Origin of the sequence: Synechococcus sp. RS9902, from assembly GCF_014279635.1 — a bacterium.
Taxonomy (GTDB): Bacteria; Cyanobacteriota; Cyanobacteriia; order PCC-6307; family Cyanobiaceae; genus Parasynechococcus.
On record NZ_CP047949.1, the window covers coordinates 2,193,704 to 2,216,146 of the forward strand.

26 protein-coding genes are annotated in these 22,443 nt (G+C 59.5%); 12 read left to right on the plus strand and 14 right to left on the minus strand.

Annotated elements, in window-relative coordinates; genetic code table 11:
• Positions 1-31 precede the first annotated feature (31 nt).
• The 4 genes from SynRS9902_RS12135 (at position 32) to SynRS9902_RS12150 (ending at position 4,324) form a co-directional block, all read left to right on the plus strand.
• On the plus strand, positions 32-1,669 hold the full coding sequence (locus SynRS9902_RS12135; RefSeq protein WP_186509301.1) for an NAD(P)H-quinone oxidoreductase subunit 4: 1,638 nt from the start codon (positions 32-34) through the stop codon (positions 1,667-1,669).
• 67 nt (positions 1,670-1,736) lie between these two features.
• Entirely contained in the window at positions 1,737-2,138 is a 402-nt protein-coding gene (locus SynRS9902_RS12140; protein WP_186509302.1) for a lipopolysaccharide assembly protein LapA domain-containing protein, read from the plus strand.
• Positions 2,139-2,196: 58 nt separating this feature from the next.
• On the plus strand, positions 2,197-3,099 hold the full coding sequence (locus SynRS9902_RS12145; protein ID WP_186509303.1) for a segregation/condensation protein A: 903 nt from the start codon (positions 2,197-2,199) through the stop codon (positions 3,097-3,099).
• A 46-nt stretch (positions 3,100-3,145) separates the two neighbouring features.
• Complete coding sequence (locus tag SynRS9902_RS12150) at positions 3,146-4,324, plus strand: NDP-sugar synthase (RefSeq protein WP_186509304.1); 1,179 nt, start codon at positions 3,146-3,148, stop codon at positions 4,322-4,324.
• Here SynRS9902_RS12150 and SynRS9902_RS12155 read toward each other — a convergent pair.
• The gene (locus SynRS9902_RS12155; RefSeq protein ID WP_186509305.1) at positions 4,305-5,210 is read right to left on the minus strand and encodes a methylenetetrahydrofolate reductase; all 906 of its coding nucleotides are present in this window, start codon (positions 5,208-5,210) and stop codon (positions 4,305-4,307) included. The two genes, SynRS9902_RS12150 and SynRS9902_RS12155, sit on opposite strands and share 20 nt — an antisense overlap.
• A 67-nt stretch (positions 5,211-5,277) precedes the next feature.
• Here SynRS9902_RS12155 and SynRS9902_RS12160 point away from each other — a divergent pair, with 67 nt between their 5' ends.
• Positions 5,278-5,556 (plus strand): helix-turn-helix transcriptional regulator, encoded by a 279-nt coding sequence (locus tag SynRS9902_RS12160; RefSeq protein WP_011365335.1) that lies wholly within the window; start codon positions 5,278-5,280, stop codon positions 5,554-5,556.
• Between the two features lie 208 nt (positions 5,557-5,764).
• On the opposite strand, the gene SynRS9902_RS12165 is transcribed toward SynRS9902_RS12160, so the two are convergent.
• Genes SynRS9902_RS12165 through SynRS9902_RS12205 form a run of 9 tightly spaced genes read right to left on the minus strand, consistent with a single transcriptional unit; the run spans position 5,765 to position 13,272 of the window.
• Complete coding sequence (locus tag SynRS9902_RS12165; protein WP_186509306.1) at positions 5,765-6,271, minus strand: CYTH domain-containing protein; 507 nt, start codon at positions 6,269-6,271, stop codon at positions 5,765-5,767.
• 3 nt (positions 6,272-6,274) lie between these two features.
• The gene (locus SynRS9902_RS12170) at positions 6,275-7,225 is read right to left on the minus strand and encodes an NAD(+) kinase (RefSeq protein ID WP_186509307.1); all 951 of its coding nucleotides are present in this window, start codon (positions 7,223-7,225) and stop codon (positions 6,275-6,277) included.
• 18 nt (positions 7,226-7,243) lie between these two features.
• Entirely contained in the window at positions 7,244-7,573 is a 330-nt protein-coding gene (nuoK, locus tag SynRS9902_RS12175; RefSeq protein WP_038552705.1) for an NADH-quinone oxidoreductase subunit NuoK, read from the minus strand.
• On the minus strand, positions 7,573-8,172 hold the full coding sequence (locus SynRS9902_RS12180; protein ID WP_186509308.1) for an NADH-quinone oxidoreductase subunit J: 600 nt from the start codon (positions 8,170-8,172) through the stop codon (positions 7,573-7,575). Before SynRS9902_RS12180 ends, nuoK begins: the two co-directional genes overlap by 1 nt.
• Positions 8,169-8,816, minus strand: coding sequence for an NAD(P)H-quinone oxidoreductase subunit I (gene ndhI, locus SynRS9902_RS12185; protein WP_115009924.1), 648 nt, complete (start codon positions 8,814-8,816; stop codon positions 8,169-8,171). The genes SynRS9902_RS12180 and ndhI overlap by 4 nt, the downstream gene beginning before the upstream one ends.
• A 59-nt stretch (positions 8,817-8,875) precedes the next feature.
• Positions 8,876-9,994 carry an NADH-quinone oxidoreductase subunit NuoH gene (nuoH, locus tag SynRS9902_RS12190; RefSeq protein WP_186510656.1) on the minus strand — a complete coding sequence of 373 codons (1,119 nt, stop codon included), beginning with the start codon at positions 9,992-9,994 and terminating at the stop codon, positions 8,876-8,878.
• A 27-nt stretch (positions 9,995-10,021) separates the two neighbouring features.
• Entirely contained in the window at positions 10,022-11,212 is a 1,191-nt protein-coding gene (locus SynRS9902_RS12195) for a citrate synthase (RefSeq protein ID WP_006850123.1), read from the minus strand.
• Between the two features lie 13 nt (positions 11,213-11,225).
• Positions 11,226-11,714 carry a phosphohistidine phosphatase SixA gene (gene sixA, locus SynRS9902_RS12200; protein WP_186509309.1) on the minus strand — a complete coding sequence of 163 codons (489 nt, stop codon included), beginning with the start codon at positions 11,712-11,714 and terminating at the stop codon, positions 11,226-11,228.
• Complete coding sequence (locus SynRS9902_RS12205) at positions 11,692-13,272, minus strand: DUF3352 domain-containing protein (protein WP_255446138.1); 1,581 nt, start codon at positions 13,270-13,272, stop codon at positions 11,692-11,694. Before SynRS9902_RS12205 ends, sixA begins: the two co-directional genes overlap by 23 nt.
• A 53-nt stretch (positions 13,273-13,325) precedes the next feature.
• On the opposite strand from SynRS9902_RS12205, the gene SynRS9902_RS12210 reads away from it, so the two are divergent.
• Together SynRS9902_RS12210 and hrcA are read left to right on the plus strand one after the other, a co-directional pair.
• Positions 13,326-13,682, plus strand: coding sequence for a rhodanese-like domain-containing protein (locus SynRS9902_RS12210; RefSeq protein ID WP_186509311.1), 357 nt, complete (start codon positions 13,326-13,328; stop codon positions 13,680-13,682).
• A complete protein-coding gene (gene hrcA, locus SynRS9902_RS12215; protein ID WP_186509312.1) occupies positions 13,682-14,656 on the plus strand; it encodes a heat-inducible transcriptional repressor HrcA in 975 nt (324 codons plus the stop codon). Before SynRS9902_RS12210 ends, hrcA begins: the two co-directional genes overlap by 1 nt.
• Before the next feature lie 10 nt (positions 14,657-14,666).
• On the opposite strand, the gene trpB is transcribed toward hrcA, so the two are convergent.
• Positions 14,667-15,923, minus strand: a complete 1,257-nt coding sequence (trpB, locus tag SynRS9902_RS12220) for a tryptophan synthase subunit beta (RefSeq protein WP_186509313.1) — start codon at positions 15,921-15,923, stop codon at positions 14,667-14,669.
• A 99-nt stretch (positions 15,924-16,022) separates the two neighbouring features.
• Here trpB and SynRS9902_RS12225 point away from each other — a divergent pair, with 99 nt between their 5' ends.
• The 5 genes from SynRS9902_RS12225 to SynRS9902_RS12245 all read left to right on the plus strand — a co-directional run bounded on the left by SynRS9902_RS12225 (position 16,023) and on the right by SynRS9902_RS12245 (position 19,707).
• Entirely contained in the window at positions 16,023-16,349 is a 327-nt protein-coding gene (locus SynRS9902_RS12225) for a translation initiation factor (protein ID WP_186509314.1), read from the plus strand.
• Positions 16,350-16,380: 31 nt separating this feature from the next.
• The gene (gene cysC, locus SynRS9902_RS12230; protein ID WP_186509315.1) at positions 16,381-17,025 is read left to right on the plus strand and encodes an adenylyl-sulfate kinase; all 645 of its coding nucleotides are present in this window, start codon (positions 16,381-16,383) and stop codon (positions 17,023-17,025) included.
• 304 nt (positions 17,026-17,329) lie between these two features.
• Positions 17,330-17,998, plus strand: coding sequence for a sulfotransferase family 2 domain-containing protein (locus tag SynRS9902_RS12235; RefSeq protein WP_186509316.1), 669 nt, complete (start codon positions 17,330-17,332; stop codon positions 17,996-17,998).
• Between the two features lie 20 nt (positions 17,999-18,018).
• A complete protein-coding gene (locus SynRS9902_RS12240; RefSeq protein ID WP_186509317.1) occupies positions 18,019-18,864 on the plus strand; it encodes a sulfotransferase domain-containing protein in 846 nt (281 codons plus the stop codon).
• 30 nt (positions 18,865-18,894) lie between these two features.
• Complete coding sequence (locus tag SynRS9902_RS12245; protein ID WP_186509318.1) at positions 18,895-19,707, plus strand: sulfotransferase domain-containing protein; 813 nt, start codon at positions 18,895-18,897, stop codon at positions 19,705-19,707.
• A gap of 450 nt (positions 19,708-20,157) precedes the next feature.
• Here SynRS9902_RS12245 and SynRS9902_RS12250 read toward each other — a convergent pair whose 3' ends face one another.
• From SynRS9902_RS12250 to purE, 3 genes are read right to left on the minus strand one after another with little or no spacing between them, the layout of a single operon-like run.
• Complete coding sequence (locus tag SynRS9902_RS12250) at positions 20,158-21,234, minus strand: AI-2E family transporter (protein ID WP_186509319.1); 1,077 nt, start codon at positions 21,232-21,234, stop codon at positions 20,158-20,160.
• A 21-nt stretch (positions 21,235-21,255) separates the two neighbouring features.
• On the minus strand, positions 21,256-21,885 hold the full coding sequence (locus SynRS9902_RS12255) for an oxidoreductase (protein ID WP_186509320.1): 630 nt from the start codon (positions 21,883-21,885) through the stop codon (positions 21,256-21,258).
• Positions 21,882-22,436 carry a 5-(carboxyamino)imidazole ribonucleotide mutase gene (purE, locus tag SynRS9902_RS12260; RefSeq protein ID WP_186509321.1) on the minus strand — a complete coding sequence of 185 codons (555 nt, stop codon included), beginning with the start codon at positions 22,434-22,436 and terminating at the stop codon, positions 21,882-21,884. The genes SynRS9902_RS12255 and purE overlap by 4 nt, the downstream gene beginning before the upstream one ends.
• Between the last annotated feature and the right edge of the window lie 7 nt (positions 22,437-22,443).

Sequence of the window (22,443 nt, forward strand, 5' to 3'; positions counted from 1 at the left end):
CGATCCAACCAGTAAGGATCGGATTGACAGCGTGTTCGAATTCGCAGTCGCCGGGGTGAGTGAGCCGGTGCAGGCAACCGTTCCATGGCTGAGCCTGTCGATCCTGGTGCCGATTGTGGGTGCCCTGCTGGTTCCGTTGGTTCCAGACAAAGGCGAGGGCAAGCAGGTGCGCTGGTACGCCCTGATCGTGACGCTGATCACCTTCCTGATCACCGTTGCGGCCTACCTCACCGGCTATGACCCCAACCTGAGTGGTCTGCAGCTGTCCGAACGGGTGAGCTGGCTGCCGGATCTTGGCCTCACCTGGGCGGTGGGAGCCGACGGGCTCTCGATGCCGTTGATCCTGCTCACCAGCTTCATCACCAGCCTGGCCTGCCTGGCGGCATGGCCGGTGAGTTTCAAGCCTCGGCTGTTTTATTTCCTGCTGCTGGCCATGGACGGCGGCCAGATCGCCGTCTTCGCCGTGCAGGACATGCTGCTGTTCTTCCTGGCCTGGGAGCTGGAACTGATTCCTGTTTATCTGCTGCTGGCTATCTGGGGCGGCAAGAAACGCCAGTACGCCGCAACCAAATTCATCCTCTACACCGCCGGCAGCTCCCTGTTCATCCTGTTGGCCGCCCTGGCCATGGGCTTCTTCGGCGGCGGCACCCCCAGTTTTGAGTACACCGCTCTTGCAGCCAAAGACTTCGGCACGGGCTTTCAACTGCTCTGCTACGCCGGGCTGCTGATCGCCTTCGGCGTGAAGCTGCCGATCGTGCCCCTGCACACCTGGCTGCCGGATGCCCACGGCGAAGCAACGGCACCGGTGCACATGCTGTTGGCCGGCATCCTGCTGAAAATGGGCGGCTATGCCCTGCTGCGCTTCAACTGTGAACTGCTGCCAGCGGCCCACTCCCAGTTCGCCCCACTGCTGATCGTGCTGGGGGTGGTGAACATCATTTACGCCGCCCTCACCTCCTTCGCCCAGCGCAACCTCAAGCGAAAGATCGCCTACAGCTCGATCAGCCACATGGGCTTCGTGCTGATCGGCGTGGGCAGCTTCAGTGCCCTGGGCACCAGTGGCGCCATGCTGCAGATGATCAGCCACGGCTTGATTGGCGCCAGCCTGTTCTTCCTCGTGGGTGCCACCTACGACCGCACCCACACGCTTCAGCTGGATGAGATGGGAGGCATTGGCCAGAAGATGCGCATCATGTTCGCGCTCTGGACGGTGTGTGCCCTCGCCTCCCTGGCCCTGCCTGGCATGAGCGGGTTCGTGAGCGAACTGATGGTGTTCGCTGGCTTCGCCACGGATGAGGCCTACACCCTGCCCTTCCGCGTGGTGATCTGCGGGCTGGCCGCCGTCGGGGTGATCCTTACACCGATCTATCTGCTCTCGATGCTTCGCGAGATCTTCTTCGGCAAGGAGAAAGAGGAGCTGGTGTCCCACACCAACCTGGTGGATGCGGAGCCACGCGAGGTGTACATCATCGGCTGCCTGCTGGTGCCGATCATCGGAATCGGGCTGTACCCCAAGCTGATGACCGACAGCTACCGCAGCTCGATCGAAGCCCTGGTGAACCGAGACCTGGGTGCGATTGAACAGGTGATCTCACCAACGGCCCCCTTGATTCGAGGGCAGGCTCCCGTTCCAGCGATCATTCAGGCCCCCGCCGTGGGCGCGTCATAAATCACGTGTCGATTCCGATTCATTCCCACCCAACCGTCCGTAAGTTCCAGGGGAACGCTCCTCTGCCATGCGTCAGATCAACTTCGGCCTGATCTTCAGCTTCGGCCTGATCACGGTGTTCTTCACCCTGGCGAACACCAGCCCCACGACGGTTCATGTGTTGCCCGGGGTCGAGTACACCCTGCCTTTGGCAGGACTGCTGCTGCTGGCAGCGGGGTTGGGAGCCGTGTCGGCCTGGTTCTTCGCGGCCTGGACCGGCATGCTCAACAACGTTGAACAGTTCAGCAAGGCGAACGAATACGAAGCACAGCAGGTGCGGATCCAGGAACTGGAGACCGACCTCAGCCGCTACCGCTCCACCGTTGAAACCCAGCTGGGACTCCTGCCTGCCACCACCGTCAGCGCGACCAGTGCTGAGAGCGACGACAGCGACAAGGCGGAGGTCACCGACGCCAGCAGTGCGGCCTGAGGCAGCACTGGCGACACCGGTTGAGGACCGATACCTTGCCGGAAAAGGGTGAATTGACTTGCTCCAGGTGGCCCCCAACGACGGCGCTGATGCTGGAGCCCGCCTTGCGATTCGGCTGCTGCAGGATGCAGCGGAGCGAGGGGATCTGGATCCCTGGGATGTGGATGTGATCGCCGTCATCGACGGCTTTCTGGATCAACTCCGGCAACGCATCGAGGTTCCCGGGCAGGTGGCGGCCGCCCTGGCCGGACGGGGCGGCAGCTACGAGCGGGACCTAGCCGACAGCAGCGAAGCCTTTCTGGCCGCCTCGGTGTTGGTGGGACTCAAAGCGGAGATGCTCGAGACCAGCATGCTGCCGCCACCGCCCGAAGTCGAAGATCACTTCGACGCCGACTTCGATGAGCAAGGTTGGCTGGATCCGGCCTTTGATCTGCCCCGACGGCCGGAACGTCATCTGCAGCGGCGGCCCGTGGCGCCACCGCCATTGCGTCGCCCCGTCACCCTCGGGGAGCTGATCGAACAGCTGGAAACCATTGCCGAGCAACTGGAATCAGACGAACTCGAGGCACGCCGCCGCAAACGCCAAAAGCGCTACAGCAACCGTGAAGCCATCGCCCAGGTGGCCGGACTGGCCCACCGCGAAAAGCTGCCGGAAACAACCGCAGCACTGGGGGTGTTTCTGAACGGTTGGGAGACCGCCCTGGACTGGGTGGGCTTCGATCAACTGGTGGATCAGTGGGAGGTGGACGCCGCCGCGGACTTGGACCGTGACCGGGTGGGGGTGTTCTGGGCCCTGCTGTTTCTCTCCTCCCAGGGCCGGGTTGAGCTGGAGCAGGAGGGTTGGCTCCACGGACCGCTGCGGCTGAAATTCATCCCCGCGAGTGGCACTGCAACGCAACTGCCGATCCGCAGCCTTCAGGTGCCAGATCCGCCGCCGACCCGGACTGTCGTTGCGGCCTAAGACCCGGTCTATGGTCACTACCTTGTATTGACCCGACCAAACGCCAATGAAGGCGATGATTCTGGCGGCTGGTAAGGGGACGCGGGTCCAACCGATCACCCATGTGATCCCCAAGCCGATGATTCCGATCTTGCAGAAGCCGGTGATGGAATTTCTGCTGGAACTGCTCAAGGAGCACGGTTTCACCGAAGTGATGGTGAACGTCTCCCACCTGGCCGAAGAAATTGAAAATTACTTCCGGGATGGCCAGCGTTTCGGGGTTGAAATTGCCTACAGCTTTGAAGGACGGATTGAAGACGGCGAACTGATCGGGAGTGCCCTGGGATCTGCTGGCGGACTCAAAAAAATCCAGGATTTCCAGCACTTCTTCGACGACACCTTCGTGGTGCTCTGCGGCGATGCGCTGATCGACCTCGATCTCAGCGAAGCGGTACGGCTGCACCGGGAGAAGGGTGCGATCGCCAGCCTTGTCACCAAACGGGTCCCCAAGGATCAGGTGAGCAGCTACGGCGTTGTGGTCACCGATGATCAGAACCGAATTTCAAGCTTCCAGGAAAAGCCCAGCGTCGACGAAGCCCTCAGCGACACGATCAATACCGGCATCTACATCTTCGAGCCGGAGATCTTTGAACACATCCCTTCGGGTCAGTCCTTCGACATCGGCTCGGATCTGTTCCCGAAACTGGCCGAGCTCGGTGCACCCTTCTATGCCATCCCGATGGATTTCGAATGGGTGGATATCGGCAAGGTTCCCGACTACTGGCAAGCCATCCGCAGCGTATTGATGGGTGACGTTCGTCAGGTGGGCATCCCCGGCAAGGAGGTGCGCCCCGGGGTTTACACCGGTCTGAATGTGGCCGCCAATTGGGACAAGATCAACGTCACCGGCCCGGTCTACGTGGGCGGCATGACCAAGATCGAAGATGGCGCAACGATCGTTGGGCCCACCATGATCGGCCCCAGCTGCCACATCTGTGAGGGCGCCACGGTCGACAACTCGATCATTTTCGACTACTCGCGCATCGGCCCCGGCGTGCAGCTGCTCGAGAAGCTGGTCTTCGGCCGCTACTGCGTGGGCAAGGACGGTGATCACTTCGATCTGCAAGAAGCCTCGCTCGACTGGCTGATCACCGATGCCCGTCGTCAGGACCTGGTGGAGCCTTCCCCACAGCAGAAAGCCATGGCGGAGCTGCTGGGCACCGACCTCACCCAGGCAGCGAGCTGAGTCCGGCGCGATCCAGGATCAACGGGATGCGCTCCTCGGCCTTGATTGCCATCAGGTGCACGCCACGAACGATGCCGAGATAGCGCTGCACCTGTTCAGCGGCGATGGCCACACCCTCCATGGTGGGATTCTCGGCACACTCCAGCCGATGGATCAACGCATCGGGGATGCAGGCTCCCGGCACAACGCGGTTGATAAACTGGGCATTCTTGGCTGACTTCAGCAGAAACACCCCAGCGAGAACGGGCAGACCCAGGGGGCCGGCCAGTTCGTGCTGGAAGCGCTCGAGCGCTTCAGGGTCCATCACCATCTGAGTTTGAACAAAGCGGGCTCCCGCCGCCTGCTTGCGCTGCAACCGGCGCTGGAGACCACTCCAGCTCCTCGATTGCGGGTCGGCAGCACACCCGGCAAACAGCGCGGTTGCCCCATCAGGCAAGGCGCCCTGCACGGGATCCACACCCCGATTGAGGGCGTCCACCTGCTGCAGAAGCTTCACCGACTCGAACTCATTCACCGGCCGAGCATCCGCTTGATCGCCCGCCCGCACTGGATCACCTGTAAGACACAACAGGTTGCGGATGCCCAAGGCATGGGCCCCGAGCAGGTCTGCCTGGAGGGCGATGCGATTGCGGTCCCGGCAGGCCATCTGCAACACCGGCTCGAGACCGGCCTCAAGCAGCAACTTGCAGGAGGCCAGGCTGCTCATCCGCATCACGGCCCGACTGCCGTCGGTCACATTCACCGCATGAACACGGCCTTGCAGCGATGCGGCCATGGCCAGCATGTGGGAGGAGTCGGCTCCGCGGGGAGGCATCACCTCGGCCGTGAGCACCTGATCCCCGGCCTCAATTGCGCGCTGCAGCGCCGTGCTCAAATCTCGTTCCATTTCACCGGCCCACTATGCAGGATCAGACCGGCCGTCCGGACTAGCATGATCCCAACGGTGGTCGCCCATGTCCTCCCTCGACGGTACCGATCCTCTGGAGATCTCCCTCTCTGCCAGGGAGATCGAGATCATCGAGCTCGTGGCCGAAGGGCTGACCAATCAGGAAATCGCTGACCGTCTCACCATCAGCAAACGAACGGTGGACAACCATGTGAGCAACGTGTTCACCAAAACCGGTTCGAAGAACCGGGTGGCACTGCTCAATTGGGCCATGGACAACGGCAAAATTTGCCGGGACGGCTTCAACTGTTGCGTCCTTCCAGAACACGATCCCCCCTCAGCCTGATCGTGGAGCTAACAGGCTCCGGCAGGCTTTGCAGGGAGGTGGGCCCCACAGGGATCTGAAACAGCGTGGCGTATTCCAGGCAGGCCTCCACGCTGGATCCTGCGAAGCGAAGCATTCCAGTTGTGTCGTACAGACCCACCACTGGAAGGAGCCACCAATCAGAATTCCTCAAAGCTAAAGGAAATCTGAAGACAAATCCAGTCCGGCCTTAGGGCCAGCCAAAACCTCGACGCTGCTCCTCGGGCCAGGACTGAACCGGATGCTGGGCCAGCACCGCATTGCTCCAGCGGGATTCCCCGGTGATCTCCTCGCCGCACCAGGGCGGAATCCGGAGCTCCGCTTGGGCCGATGCCAGCTCCACCTCCGCCAGCACCAAGGGGGCGTTCTCTCCCTGGAAACAATCCACCACCCAGTCACCACCAGGGCAATCCAGCGCGTAGCGAACTTTGTCCAGGCGGTGCGGCGCCAGATCCCAGAGGGCTTCGGCGTCCGCCACGGGAATCGGGTATTCGAACTCGTGGCGCACCAGACCAACGGCATCAGCCGCCGCCTTCAGGGTGAGCCAGGCCTGATCCGATCCGCGCAGGCGCATCCGCACCGTCACACCGTCGGCACTAGCGGCCAGATAACCCTGACGCAGCGGCTGTGCGGGACCGGCACTGCTGCGCCAGGCGTCCGACCGCACCAGAAAGCGCCGTTCAATCTCAAGGGCCATGGCTCAATTCTGCGAGGGCTGCGCCGCGTGCAGGCTTCCCGCCCAGTGCAGCTTGTGGGAGAGGGTGCGGTAATACGACGGGCTTTGATTCAGCAACACCATCAGGGCATGGTGGCGCGCCTGCTGAACGACACAGCACTCCCCGGGCTCCAGCACCGTGCAGCCCACACCGTCCTTCCACAGCTTGATGCGGTGATCTCCAGCCCCCAGGGGCCAGATCGCCAACCTGGCCCGGGGCGGCACCACCAGCGTTCGGCTGGAGAGGCTCATCGGGCAGATCGGGGCAACGATGATGGCATCGATGCCGGGGTGAAGGATCGGTCCCCCTGCCGCTAGGGCGTACCCGGTGGACCCCGTGGGCGTGGAGAGAATCAGACCATCACCACGCACCTGGTCGATCACTTCCCCATCGATCTCGAGCTCCAGGGTGCAGGTGGGCGAGATTTCATCGCGGTAGGCCCGCAGGTAGAAGTCGTTGAAGGCCCAGTGGTGCTCTTCATCGTCTTCGAGATCCGGCTGCTGCAACGGCCCCGGCGAAGCCGCTCGGTCTTCAGCGGAGCGGCGATCCACCATCGCCTGAAGCATCATGCGCCGTTCGATCGCGAACTGATCGTCCTGAAGGCGTTGCCAGATCTGATCGCCGCGCAACACACGCCGATCATGGGTGAGAAAACCCAGATGACCTCCCACATTGATGCTGAGGATCGGGATGTCATGCACCGCCAGATGGCGGGCAGCCCCCAGTACCGTTCCATCCCCCCCCAGCACCAAAGCCAGGTCGGGCAACGACTCCTCAACAGCAAGCAGGCCAGGGAAAGGATTCACCCGCGGCCCTGACATCGCCGTGACCACATGGGAGCCAAGGGCTTTCAGCTCCTTGGCACATTGACGGGCTTCACGCTGGGCAGGCTGGCTGTCGGCCCGATAGATCACCCAGACCTGATCGAGACGCATGACCCAGGTGTGCGGGAGTTACCAGCGCAGCAGATTGAACTGCTCCATATCGACGGTAACGCGATTGCGATAAAGCGACAGCAGGATCGCCAGACCGACAGCTGCCTCGGCGGCAGCCACCGTGATCACAAACACAGCGAAGACCTGGCCGCGAATCAGATCACCATCCACGAAGGATGAGAAGGCCATCAGATTGATGTTCACGGCATTGAGCATCAGCTCAATGCTCATCAGCACGCGCACCGCATTGCGGCTGTTGATCAAACCCCAGACGCCGATGCAGAAGAGCATCGCGGCCACCAGGAGGTAGGCCTGCAGGGAGGGAAGCGTGGCAAGGAAATCGCTCATCAGTCCGCTCGATTCATCAGCAGGGGAGTACGGGCCTTCTCAATCAGGCCTTGATCGGCATCCTCACCGGTGACCACATCGGTGGCCAGCACATCACGACGGGCCAAGACGATGGCGCCGATCATGGCCATCAGCAGCAGCACCGATGCCACCTCGAAGGGCAAGAGGTAATCGGTGAACAGGTGTTCACCGATGCGGGCCGTGGCTTCCTCACCCACGGCGGCAGGACCGGGCAGCGACCAGGGGGTGGTAACAACAACACGAACCAGCAACGCGAGCAGACCGGCGCAAACGCCGGCTGACACCACACGGCGCGTGGTGAGATTGGCGATGGCCTTGAGATCTTCCCGCTTATTGACGAGCATGATTGCGAACAGGATCAACACGTTGATCGCGCCCACATACACCAGGATCTGGGCCATGGCCACGAAACTGGCGTTCAGCAGCAGGTAAAGCCCTGCAACGGCGGTGAACACCCCGCCCAGCAGGAAGGCGGAATAGACGATGTTGCTTAGCAGCACCACACCCAGGGCGCCGATCACCACAACGGCGGACAGCACCAGAAAACAGATCAGCTCGGTGGTTGTCGCGATGGTCATGCGTCGCCCTCCTTGGCCTCACTGGAGGATTGTCCCTCATTCTTGGCAGAGGACTTGGCAGGAGGGGTGAGGGTCTCCAACACCTGAGACGGCAGCTGACCAGCCCGGGGACGATCGGCGGCAACACCATGGGGATCCATCTCGCCCGCTGGCAGATAGGCGAGTTCCCTAAGGGGAACAACGGAGGGGTCGGTGGTGACGCTGGTGGGAAGGCGTCCGAGGGCCACGTTGTCGTAGTTGAGGCTGTGGCGATCAAAAGCCGCCAGCTCGTACTCCTCCGTCATCGAGAGGCAGTTGGTGGGGCAGTACTCGACGCAATTTCCACAGAAAATGCAGACGCCGAAGTCAATGGAGTAGTTGCGCAGCTCCTTCTTCTTCGTTGCCTTGTTCATCACCCAATCGACCACCGGAAGGTTGATCGGGCAGACCCGCACGCACACCTCACAGGCGATGCACTTGTCGAACTCGTAGTGAATCCGGCCCCGATAACGCTCGGAAGGAATGAGCTTCTCGTAGGGGTACTGCACCGTGACCGGACGGCGCTGCATGTGGTCGAAGGTGACCGAAAAGCCTTGGGCCAGATTCCGGGCTGCATCGACTGCATCCCGGGTGTAATCACCGACCTGTTTGAGAAAGCCGAACATGGTCTGAAGGGGAGAGAACGAAGCGGAGCCGGGAGCGAGGAAATCCTAAGTAGGAAAACCTAGCCGCCGAATGCAACGGGGAATGCGAGCTTGAGGGCTGCTGTCACCAGAAGGTTCACCAAGGACAGGGGCAGCAGGAACTTCCAGCCGAGATCGAGCAGCTGGTCAATTCGCACGCGGGGGGTGGTCCAGCGCAGCAAGATCGCCACGAACACCAGCAGATAGGCCTTGAGCACCGTCATCACGATGCCAACGGTGCCCGTGATCACCTGCACCACGGGGGCATCGATGGGCTGGTTCAACCAGCCGGCCAGCCACTCCACAGGAATCGGGAAGCCCCAACCACCGAGATACAGAACGCTGACCAGGACGGCCGAGAGCACCAGGTTGATGTAACCCGCCAGGTAGAAGAGAGCAAACTTCATGCCCGCGTACTCGGTCTGATAGCCGGCGACCAGCTCTTCCTCAGCCTCGGGAAGGTCGAAGGGCAGCCGCTCACACTCGGCCAGGGCACAGATCCAGAAAATCAGGAAGCCCACTGGCTGGCGCCAGATGTTCCAGCTCAAGATGCCGGCACCGGTCTGCTGACCCACGATGTCGACCGTGCTCAGCGAGTTGGTCATCATCACGATGGCCAGCACCGCCAGAGCCAGGGGAATCTCGTAGCTGATCGATTGAGCCGCGGCCCGCAGCCCACCGAGCAGCGAGTACTTGTTGTTGGAGGCATAGCCGCTCATCAGCAAGCCGATCGGCTGGATGCTGCTGAAGGCGATCCAGAGGAAGATCCCCACGCCCACATTGCTGATCAGCAGGTTCTGGCCGAAAGGAATGATCAGCCAGGAAATGATCACCGGCACCACTACCAGTACCGGGCCGAGGATGAACAGCAGGCTGTCGGCCCGCGCCGGGATGATGTCTTCCTTGACGAGCAGCTTGAGGCCGTCGGCCAAGGGCTGAAGCACGCCCAGGGCACCGGCGTACTCCGGACCGATTCGCTGCTGGACAGCGGCAGAAATCTTGCGTTCCAGCCACACCGAAACCAGCACACCCACCACTGCAGCCACCAGAACCAGCAGCATCGGCAGCGGCAGCCAAAGCAGCCTCGCCACCTCCGGGGAGAAGCCAAACCCTTGCAGGGCCTGGCTAAAGCTCAATTCCAGGTCCAGTCCCGGACTCACCATGGTGTCGACGGAAGTGGGTGCAACTTAGGCGGCCGGAGCCGAGACGCGCTCCTCAATGGGCATCCAGGAGCGTGGCTGGGATCCGGAGTAGATCTGCGAAGGCCGGAAAATCCGGTTCGCCCCGAGCTGCTCCCGCCAATGGGCCAGCCAGCCGGCAACCCTGGCGATGGCGAAGACCGGCGTGAACAGATCCCTGGGGATGCCGAGCTTGCGGTACACCAGGCCCGAATAGAAATCGACGTTGGGATAGATGCCTTTGGGACCGAGACGGGACGCTGCTTCTGCTTCGATCGCCCGGGCCACGTCGTAGAGGTCGTCATGGCCGAAGCTGGCGAACATCTCCTCCACCAGGGCCTGCAGGATCACGGCACGGGGATCCTTCACCTTGTATTCCCGGTGGCCGAAGCCCATGATTTTGCGCTTGGCCGCGATGGCTTCATCCAGGAAAGCGCCAGCGTTCTCGGGACTGCCCACCTGCTCAAGCATGGCGAGGACATCTTCATTGGCGCCGCCATGGAGTGGGCCCGCCAGGGTGCCCACGGCTGAAGCCACCACAGCGTAGGGGTCGGTGAGGGTGCTGGCGGTGACCCGGGCACTGAAGGTGCTGGCGTTGAGGCTGTGCTCGGCATGGAGCATCAGGCAACGATCAAAGATCCGCGCCGCCAGGGGATCCGGCTCACGTTCGGTGAGCATGTAGAGGAAATTGGCGGAGTAGGCCAGATCGTCCCGGGGCTGGATTGGGTCCTGGCCTTTGCGGATCAGCTGAAAGGCCGCCACCATCGTGGGGATCTTGGCGATAAGCCGCACCACCGCGTCATAGATGTACTGCGGGTCGTCGATCGCCCGGCGCGAATAGAACAGCCCCAGGGAAGCGGCACTGGACTGCAGCGCGTCCATCGGGTGGCCGCTGGCCGGGAAGCACTTCATCATGTCCCGCACCCGGAAGCTGACCCGCCGGTGCATCTGCACCGCGTGCTCAAACTCCGCCAGCTGGTCGCGGCTGGGCAGCTCTCCCCAGATCAGCAGGTAAGCCGTTTCCAGAAAACTGCTGTTGGCCGCCAGATCCTGCATCGGATAGCCGCGGTAGGTGAGCAGCCCTTGCTCTCCATCGATGTCGCAGATCGCCGACTGGGTGGCCGGCACGCCATCCAGGCCTGGACGCAGTTCGATCCCGGTCCGCGCATGGCGCAGGTCGCCTGTCTGCTGCTGGGCCACCGCCTGATTGCCTCTAACAGCAACTTAAATCGTCAATCAACAGTGCTGGCCGAAGCAAGGCCTTCAACTGCCACCGGCCCGCGGAACGACGCAGCTGAATCACGCCGGCTTTCTTCAGCACCAGGGCACCCGGGGCACACCCGAGAAGACCACAGGCCAGATCACCAAGATCCGGCTCATGACCAACCAAGCCAAGCCGTTGATCAAAGGCGGTCACCAGCATGTTGAGGTCCCCTCCCGGCTGGAGCCGCTCATCCACCGCGAGTTCAGAAGCGAGCCCTGCCTCCAACGCCAGTTCCGCCGTTTGCAGAGCCCGGCGATAAGGGCTGGACAGCAAGCGATCCAACCGCAGCCCTCGTTGCACCAGGGCCGCCATCACCCGCTGGGTTCGCTGACGGCCAGCGGCGGTCAGGGGTCGATCCGGATGGTCCTGGCCCGCATGGCGGGGTTCGGCGATGCCATGCCGTAACAGAACCAGTTCAGCCGAGTTCGAGCCGGGCATGCAAGGGAATCTCGGTACCAGCCTGCTCCTGACGATCAACGTCCACAGCCACCGCAAGGCCGCGGACCTGATCCTGAAGCGGCCGCCCCGCCATCACCTGCAGCAGGGCCCAGGGCCGCCATTGCCCCAACAGTGCGCGGGCCGGCTCATCCGCCAGCAGAAGGGCCTGCGCGGGCTGGGAGGACGCTGTGAGCTCCTTCCACTGGTTCAAGCGAGGCTGGAGGGCACGCCCGTTCTGGCGCTGCGAAAGAGCCATCAAGGACTCCCCCCACCAGTTCAACGCAGACGAGCGAACCTGAGCCACGGCCAATTGAGCGTCCACCCCCGGCTGGCGTCCCCGCTGGCGCACCAGCCGCGTCCACACGCTCAACACCTCGCCATCGCCGTCCAGCTCAGAACGGGTCAATCCCTGCTCCTGCAGACGCGCATCCACCGCATCCCTGGCGGGGCTTTGCGGCCGGGTGGCCAGCAGCCAGCCCTCGGGTTGGTCCTGCCAGAGGAGAGGGCCGTCATCAGCCCCAACAACCGCATCGGCCGCAGGCTGGTCCGCCAAGCGCTGCGCTAGCAACGGAGCGAACCATTGGGCCAACGGATGGCTTTCGCTGGGATCCAACAAACGGGCTGGACTCTGAAGCTGAGCCAGCCAGCGGGCATGGCCACCAGCCGAAGCAGTCAGATCCGTGAGCCCAGGCCATGGGTCGGTGCCCAGGGCTTGCCGGAACCCGAGGCGCCCATCCAACGCCAGGGTTGAACCCTCTGGTCGCAGTGATGCCACGAGTCCGCTCAGATCGTCCCTTTGGGCCACCAGCTGCGGAAGCTGCAGCCAATGCTCAAGGGCATGGGGAGATGCCGTGAGCAGAGCCACGCCTTCGCCGAGCTCAGCCACCTGACGTTGCAGGCGTTGATCCCCCAGCTGATGCTGATCCGGAAGCTGGGAGACATCAAGGGCCTGCTCCAGCACACCACGGCCCGAAGCCACGAGCAGCAGATCGTCGTCAATTAAGGCGGTAGCCAGGGGTTGGGGGTCATGCCCCACCAACGCCCCCTGGCCACTGATCACACCGATACCGCGGTAGCTGCTGATCTGCAGGTCGGTGCCCGCCAGGCTGCGGGTCTGCCAGAACCGTTGCAGAAAGCGCCGGGCGCCGTCGTCATCCCGACTGGTCAAAGCCAACACCCAACCGGTGTTGGAATCCCCATCGGTGAGGGTGAGACTGACCTCCTCACCAAGCCAAGGCGCCAGCTCAAGATCAAATTGGAGACCCGCCAAGGCAAAGACGCCTTCGCGCCACTGCCGGGCGCCATCACGGGCATCGCGGCGTTGGGAGGCAGGGGCAACGGCCTGGGCATAGGCCGGCAACCGTCCTGGATCGGCCAACCAATGGAGGGACAAGTCAGCATCCCGGGGCACAAAACGGGCCGCCCGAGGCAGATGCAACGGCTGCTCTGCCAACTGCAGGGGGCTCTGGCGGTTCATGGTCCAGAGCAGGCCAGCGGCCAGCAAAATCAGCGACAACAGCACAGCGCCGGCAGCGCTGAGGAAGGGGCGGGCCTTCATGGGCCGGCGGTCTCGGATCGCCTCATCTTTGTCCATCACCGCAGAATGGCGCCATGGGCCAATCCCAACAACCACAACCAATCCAAGCCTCTGAACTGCAGCAATGGCTGCAAAGCGAGCGACCTTCACCGCAACTGGTGGATGTGCGCGAGGAGGCTGAGCTCGCGATCGCTGCCTTCCCGGGTGCGGTGCTGCACCGCCCCCTGAGCCAATCCAATGCATGGCTTGGAACACTGCAGGACGACCTCAACCCCGCTCAACCCGTCGTGGTGGTCTGCCATGCCGGCGTGCGCAGCTACCACTTCGGCCTGTGGCTGCTGGACCAGCCCTGGGGCCTTGAGGTGTGGAACCTTGAGGGAGGCATTGATGCCTGGAGCCTTCAGGCGGATCCCAGCGTTCCCCGCTACTGATGAGCAAGCCCCTGTCCCTTCGGCAAGAACAGGTGCTTCAGGCGACGGTGCACCACTACGTCGACACGATGGAGCCGGTGGGCAGCCGCACCCTGGTGCAACGCTTCGGAATCCCCGCCAGCTCCGCCACCGTTCGCTCCGCCATGGGGGCGCTTGAGCGCCGGGGACTGCTGCATCAACCCCACACCTCCGCCGGACGCGTTCCCAGTCCGATGGGATACCGGCACTACGTGGACGCGTTGCTGCCGGAACCCGGCATCGCCGTTCAACACCTGGAACGGGAGCTCACCGGCCTGAGTCTTCGTTGGGCCGGTTTGGACGACCTGCTGATGCATCTGGCCCGGCGGCTGACGGATTTCACCGGTCTGATGAGCCTGATCACCCAACCGCAGCAGGAGAACCAGCAACTGGAGACGATCCGTTTGGTGCCCAGCGGTGATCGACTGCTGGTGATGCTGGTGGAAGCCAATGGCCGCGCCAGCCACCTCAACCTGCGTCTGCCCCACGGGGCTGAAGCCGAACTCACCGCGATGGAACGCTGGGCGTCGGCCCAGCTCGAGGAGGGCGACCTGAACTGGGACGCACTGCCCAGGCAGCTGCAACGCAGCGGCACTGTGCTTCGCAACGCCCTTGAGCAGCCCACCCCCGCCAATTCCACACAGGTGGTGGTGCATGGCCTCTCCAGGCTGGTGAGTGAACCGGAATTTGAAAGCACCTCCAGCCTTCGGCCGCTGCTGGAACTGATCGATGACCAACCTGCCACTTTGATCAGCCGTGGTGAATCCGCACGGGTGTGGATCGGGGACGAACATCCGCAGCCGGCCCTGGAGGCCTGTGCCGTGGTTCAGGCGCCCTACCGCTGCAAGGAGGGGCTTGGCCATGTGGCCCTGGTGGGGCCGATGCGGATGGCCTATGCCACGGCTCACGCTGCCGTGCAGCGGGTGGCCCGCCACCTGGAATTGCTGCTGGCCTGAGGTCCGCTTCTTAGAGCTGATCCCCCAGCTTCTCCGCCACGGTGTTGACGTCCTTGTCGCCGCGGCCGGAGCAGTTGATCACCACTTCCGTTCCATCGGCAAGGGTGGGGCAGAGCTGCTCAAGCCAGGCGAAGGCGTGGGCGGTTTCCAGGGCCGGAATGATGCCCTCCAGCTCACTCACCAGGCGCAGGGCATCGAGGGCCTGTTGGTCCGTGACGGCGGCGTACTCAGCACGCCCGATCTCCCGCAGGTAGCTGTGCTCCGGCCCCACTCCGGGGTAATCGAGACCTGCACTGATGGAGTGGGCCTCCATCACCTGACCGTCGCCGTCCTGCAGCAGCAGGCTCATGGCGCCGTGCAGCACACCGGCTCGGCCCTCGGTGATCGTCGCGGCGTGGCGACCGCTGGCCACACCATCACCGGCGGCCTCAACACCGATCAGCCGCACAGACGTGTCCTGAACAAAGGGATGGAACAGGCCCATGGCATTGGAGCCACCGCCAACGCAGGCCATCAGCACGTCGGGCAGCCGGCCGAAGGCGTCCTGACACTGCTGTTTGGACTCTTCACCGATCACGGCATGGAAGTCCCGCACCAACATCGGGTACGGGTGCGGACCAGCAACAGATCCAAGGATGTAGTGGGTGGTCTCGACGTTGGTCACCCAGTCGCGGATCGCCTCACTGGTGGCGTCCTTGAGGGTGGCGGTGCCGGCCGTCACCGGTTGCACCGTGGCGCCCAGCAGGCGCATGCGGAAGACGTTTAGAGCCTGACGACGCATGTCTTCCGCGCCCATGTAGATCACGCACTCCAGGCCAAAGCGGGCACAGACCGTGGCCGTGGCGACGCCGTGCTGCCCCGCACCGGTCTCGGCAATGATCCGCTTCTTGCCCATGCGCAGGGCCAGCAGGGCCTGCCCCAGGGCGTTGTTGATCTTGTGGGCACCGGTGTGGTTCAGGTCTTCCCGCTTGAGCCAGATGCGGGGGCCACCGTCGGCGCGGCGGTAGTGGGCGGTGAGACGCTCGGCCTCATACAACGGTGTCGCGCGCCCTACGTAGTTCTTAAGCAGGCGGTTGAGCTCAGCGGTGAAGGCGGAATCGTTCCAGGCCTGAGCCGCCGCTTGCTCCAGTTCCGCCAGGGCCGGCATCAGGGTCTCGGGCACGTACTGGCCACCGAACCGTCCAAAGCGGCCATGGGCACCGGGGCGCACCGCTGGCTGCAGGCTGGAGGGATCCGGAGTACTGGCGTTGGGCAGGGTGCTGGTCACGGATCCACGGCGGAGCGTCGGCTCAGCGTAAGCAGGCGGTCACGCCATGGGGCGCCGCATGGGCGGTCATCGACAATGCAACCCGGTTGCGACGGGTGGATGCCGAAGGGAGGCTGGCAAGAATTCAGCAGTGCCGAGGGCCTGCAGCGACCGAGCGGCCCTGCGGCGGAGCCCACAACCAAGGCGCAGCAAATGGTGCGGGTGCAGCCCACCCGTGGTGGCAAAGGGGGCAAAACCGTGACGGTGATCCGGGGCCTGGAGCTGGATACTGCGGGCTTCAAGGTGCTGCTGAAGAAGCTCAAAACACGCATCGGCAGTGGCGGGACCGCCAAGGACGGCGTGATCGAACTGCAAGGAGATCAGGTGGATCTGGCGCTCGAGCTGCTCAGCAAGGAGGGATATCGGCCGAAACGCGCTGGAAGGTAGGGAATAATGGCCGTCAGTTCATGCTGAGGCCATGACCACAAGCCAGACATACGGAGAACTCACCAACAAGGGTGCGTCCACCAACATCGCCTGGCATGAGGCCTCCGTGGGCCGCGACGAGCGTGCAAAGCAACGCGGACACCGCAGCGTCATCCTCTGGTTCACCGGACTATCCGGCTCCGGCAAGAGCACCCTGGCCAATGCCGTGAACGCAGCGCTGTTTGAGCGAGGTCTTGCCACCTACGTGCTGGATGGCGACAACATCCGCCATGGTCTATGCAAAGACCTGGGCTTCTCCGATGCCGACCGTGAAGAAAACATACGCCGCATTGGAGAAGTGGCCAAACTTTTCCTGGATTCAGGTGTGATCGTTCTGACAGCCTTTGTCTCCCCCTTCCGTGCCGACCGGGACAAGGCCCGGGACTTGGTGGATGACGGTGACTTCCTCGAGGTGTTCTGTGCCGCTGATCTCGAGGTTTGCGAATCCCGTGACCCCAAAGGTCTTTATGCTAAGGCACGGGCAGGCCAGATCAAAGAATTCACAGGCATTTCCAGCCCCTACGAAGCACCGGAGAATCCAGAGTTAAAGATCGATACAGGCAAGCAAGAGCTGGCTGATTCTGTAGAGCTCGTCATCAAAGCATTACAACAAAAAAACATAATTTCGCAAACATAATCCAATTACAGGCAATTTATCCAACTTTCACAAACAAGCTGCGTTGAACTTCAAACATAACAATCCAATAACACACTCAATCAAAGCACCCCTTTAACACGTTACGACCGCAAGTCCTCAACCTTCGCCTTGTTAAAATTATGGCATTTTTAACTTCAATCCAACGAACAAATCATTAATCATTTTCTTTAAGCAATCGCATCTGAACTGCTAATCCAATGACTTACCGCGAACCCAAGCACAGCAGCGAACCTCAAGCGAAGGAGAAACAAAAACCAATAAACATTACTGGGCCAAGGAATAAATGTTAATCAGCATTAAAAAAAAATTTGTATTTTTCTCTAATCCAAAGTGCGGGACGACTTCGATTGAAGCAGGACTGTCTCCGCTTTGTGAAATAAGCATTAATGGCACGCGAGATGGGAAGCACCTAAAACCTTCAGATTTCACAAGCTGGGAAACGCTGCTCAGGCAATATCATTCTTGCGAAAAACTACTTAAGATTTGCACCACACGCCACCCAATCGAAAAACTAATTAGCTGGTATACATATCGCTCTAGACCTGAACTTAAAATAAAAAATTCGAAAAGATACCTTGGTAACACCGACTTCTCAGAATGGTGCCGCCAAGAAATGAAAAAAGACCATGATGAGTGGTTTTTTCAGTCAAGTAAAGACAAGTTAGACGTCGACATAGTCGTCCCAATTAAATATATCCACAAGCTTGAGAAGCTTTTCTCCAATCTATTTTGCAAAAACATTAAATTTCCATCAAAAAATGCATCTCCGAAACGAAAAGATTTATTTTCAACATCAGAACTTTACAAACTAGCAGAAAGAGAATTAAAATATGCTCACCCAAGCTTCCATCATCGAATTAAAATGCATCATCAAATCGAAGCTATCTGCAGTAAATCCAACGCCTTGGAAGATATTAATTTCAACAAAGAACTCTTTAGCCAATCCCTTTAAAATACATCCATTCACAACTAATGCTCGAAAAAAATCACTCAGATCTTCCACAATTTATCTGCATTGGCGCTCAAAAAGCGGGAACAACATGGCTGGCTGATGCGCTAGCCTCACACCCAGATCTTTGGAACCCAGGAATTAAGGAAATTCATTTTTTCGATCGCTTATCAATTGAGACCAATAGCTTAAACAAGAAATCCGCAACAAGACTATTAACAAAACTACGTCAAATGCATGCTCAGGGGCACAAAGAAATTCCGAAAGAATTGGTCGCACGAAGTAAAGAGATATTTTCGTTGGATGATTACCGCACCCTTTTCAGCAATCGCCCTTCTGGACGCCTTTCATGGGAAATTACACCAGCGTATGCATCTATGCCAGAAGCCAATGTTCAGTACATGACTAATTTACTACCAGAATGCAAATACTTATTTATCATAAGAAGCCCATACGAGCGTGCTGTGAGCCAGTGGAGAATGGCAATTAGCAGAAAATTCAAGGAGATCGCTGTCGACGAGGCTCGACTTACTAAAGAATTTGATAATTGGATCAAAAATGATACATTAAATCGCGGCAATTATTCAGACATAATACAAACATACTCCAAACACGTTGATTTAGAGAAGTATTTTCTCTTTTTGCCTTTTGGTGAGCTTAAAGCGAACCCAAAAAGCTTTCTCAGTAAGATCTATAACTATTTAGGGGTTAGCGAATACTACCCCAAAGAGCCAAACAAGGCATCGCACATAACTCAAAAATATATTCTTAGTGATTATATGCACGAGAAACTTCAGCAGCTAACAGAGAAGCAAAATGATTTCATCAAAGTCTTTTTTGGAGAAACATTTGCGCAAGACTGCAGATAATGATAACATCTGTAAAGTTATGCGGTTAAATTGATTTCACTTATTTGCGTAGGCTCCCAAAAAGCTGGAACACGATGGCTGGCTGACATGATATTTCAGCATCCAAATGTTTTTCAACCAGGCATTAAAGAGCTGCACTTCTTTGACAAATTAAAAGATCCAATCAACGATTCATCTGAATTACTATCGATTAAACTTAATGCGCAGCGCATCCGAACATTTAAAAATAGACTAAAAAAAAATCAGATCAACTTCGCAACAATTGTCGCTCGTAAAATAATAACGTCTGGGCTATTTGATATCTCAGATTACAAAAAAATACTAACTCATGGCAATGAGTCCGGCAAAATAGGAGTTGATATTACTCCAGCTTATGGGGCGATGCCCCTACAAAATATTCGCTACATGCATGGCGCAATGAAGTCGTCTAAATTTATCTACATAATACGAAACCCATTGGAAAGAGCTATTAGCGGTTACAGGCATTCCGCTGAGATAGCTTTAAAAAAAGGTAAGAGATTTGATTCTCAAACAGCTATAGCCGAAGCTATTAATAAATCCAAATACTCTTCTCACATTAAAAACTATGATAGCGTTTTTGAGCCTCACAGCAATTTACTATATCTTTCGTTTAACCACCTGAAAGCACAACCTCTAGAATTACTCAAAAAGGTAGAAAATTTTTTAGACTTAGCGCCCTTTGAAGGATACAAATCATTCGACAAACCATCACACATTACCAAAAAGATTTCTTTAGACGAAACAACCCTAAATGTATTTAGAAATGAGCTCGACGTCGAAGAGAAATTTCTAGAAAATCGTTTTGGTCCTGGATTTATTTAAATCTCGGTGATTTCAAATTACAGATAAAGCACTCTTTATAAATATAGCTGGCATTACAATTTTTCACACATGTGCTCCACTTAGTCTAAGAAAAAAGTCACGATACGTGCCCAAAGAAAACCAAGATATGTATATAGCATTCTGAAACAAGGCCACAATGCATCGTCGTACATGAAATCAAAAGGCACATGGGCAGGAAGCCCTAAAAAATATTGTACTTAGCAATTAATGTTTTCCTCGCTGCATCCGCAAAGATGTTGAACAATTTACCAGGAGCGCCGCCAACAGCATTCGTGGTAAATGTTTCTATAACGAAGCGACACAGCAAAAGAATCCAGAAGCAACTGGCTACTACAGAGTAAATTGACAAAATAAAATTATATCTTTTAGATTACAATTAACACCAAGTCGATTCGGTAAAAGTTCTTAATTCCTACAATTTAAAGCGCTCTAGGTAAAGGGGGGAGTTTCCGGCGACCTGAGTTCGCCGTCGCCAGACTTAGCGGCATCCGCCAGGGTTTTGATGCAGCTGGCCACCGGCACCGCTAACAGCAGGCCCAGCAGATCCCCCACGCCATAGAGAGCGCCCACCCGGGCCCCAATGGGCAAGGCGATCAGCAACCAGGCCGGTTGCAACCCCACGATGCTGCCCATCAGCCGCGGTTGGATCACCTGATCCACGATCTGACCGACCACAATCGCCGCGGCCAGCAACTCAAGGCCTGTGCGGGGGTCCTGAACCGCCAGCACCGCACTCACCGAGACGATCGACACGGCACTGGCATAGGGCACCAGGGTGGTGAAGCCGATCAGCACGGCGAACAAGACGCTGTAGGGAATGTTCAGGGCAGTGAACACCAGAAGCTGACCACCACTGAGGATCAGCGCCAACACCACCTGACCGGCGAAATAGCCCCGAAAGGTGCGCTCGAGGGTCGTCTGCACCAGATCCCGCCAACGGTCGGGCAGCCAGCGGGCCAGACCATCGACGATCGGATCCGCCCCAAGCAGCAGGAAGACCGCCAGCACCAGCACGATCACCACATTGATCGTGGTGCCCACCGTGGCGCCCAGCAGGCCCAACAGGCGTTGGCTCAACTGCGTCGCCAGACGGCTGAACTGGGCCACCAGATCACTGCTGAGGTCCGCGAAATCAGCCGGCAGGCCATGGTCCAGCGCCCAGAGCTGACCCCGATCGATCCACTGCTCCGCCGCCGTGAGCAGAGACGGCGAGGCACTGAGCAATTGGCTGAGCTGTTCGATCAGCAGCGGCACCAGGGCCACAGCCGCCCAGACCAGAAGCCCCAGGGTCACCAGGACCACGCTGACGATGGCCCAGGCGCGGGGAAGACCCCGTTGCGCGAGCCAGCGGCAGGGCAGGTCCAACAAAAAGGCGATTAAAGCCGCGGTGAGGAACAGCCCGGGGAATGGGGCGAACTGCACCAGCAAAAGCTTCAGCACAAAGGCGTTCAAGCCCAGCACTGGCAGCAGAAGACCAAGCCGCAACCAGGCCGGCCAGGACGTCATCGAGGCGATGACGCGAATCGATCAGTGCTGCTCAAGGGCGGCCAGCTTGGAGGCGGAACTGACGTAATGGCACCAAAAACTGAGCCAGGCGGCAATCCCAAGGAACTTGAATCCCTCCTCAAAGATCTGCACCGTCTCATAGGAATTCGGCCACAGCCCCTGGAGGGCATCGGTCAGAACCGACAGGCCCAACAACACCACGGACACCAGAAAGGTGTCGCCACCGAAGCGCCGCAGGGGACCACGGAAGCGGAACAACAGCAACCCGGTGAAGAAGGCGTAGGTGATGTAAAGGAACGCCTCACCGAGGTAGCGGTCATGCACCAGAAACATGTCGTCGAGGCAGAGCCAAAGCGAGAAACCACCCCCACAGAAGGCGAATTGACGGTTCAGAACGGAGCCTTGGATCTGCCGGGTGGACGCCGCAAACAAAGCAATGGCCGCCGCCGCCATCCAGAGCAGGTAGCCCACGCTGGAAAGGAAACCTTCCCCGAGAGGGGCCTTGCAGGACTGGGCCAAGTCCTTCAGCACCAGCTTGGCGCTGATGCCCTCAGCTCCGCTCCAGACCAGGGCAACCGCATAGACGATGGCCGCCGGCACCACCGCCCAAAGCAGCGTGGATCGCAGGGTGGAACGAACGGGAACACTCATGAAGTCATCTGGGAGAGGTAATCCGTGCTGCCCAGATCAACCAGGCGCGCATCCTTGGCGACCACAGCATCGTGGAGGCTGCTGCGGTAATCCTCAAGTTTCCGGGCCAAGTCAGCGTCGGCCACCGAAAGGATCTGCGCCGCCAGCAAACCGGCATTGAGGCCCCCACCGATGGCGACGGTGGCCACAGGAATCCCCCCCGGCATCTGCACGATCGAGTGGAGGGAATCAACCCCGGACAGGGCCCGGCTTTTCACCGGAACGCCGATCACAGGCAGCGTGGTGAGGGCGGCCACCATGCCGGGGAGATGGGCCGCCCCGCCGGCGCCGGCGACGATCACCCCAAAGCCCTGACTCCGGGCCGATTGAGCGAAGTTCACCATCTCCAAGGGGGTGCGATGGGCCGAGAGCACCCGAACCTCCACATCCACCCCCAACTCGCGCAGGATGGCGGCGGCGGGTTCCATGGTGGGCAGGTCAGAGTCACTGCCCATCACAACGGCAACACGGGGGAGCACTGGCGGCACAACGCAGAGGGGCAAGACTGCCATCGTCTCC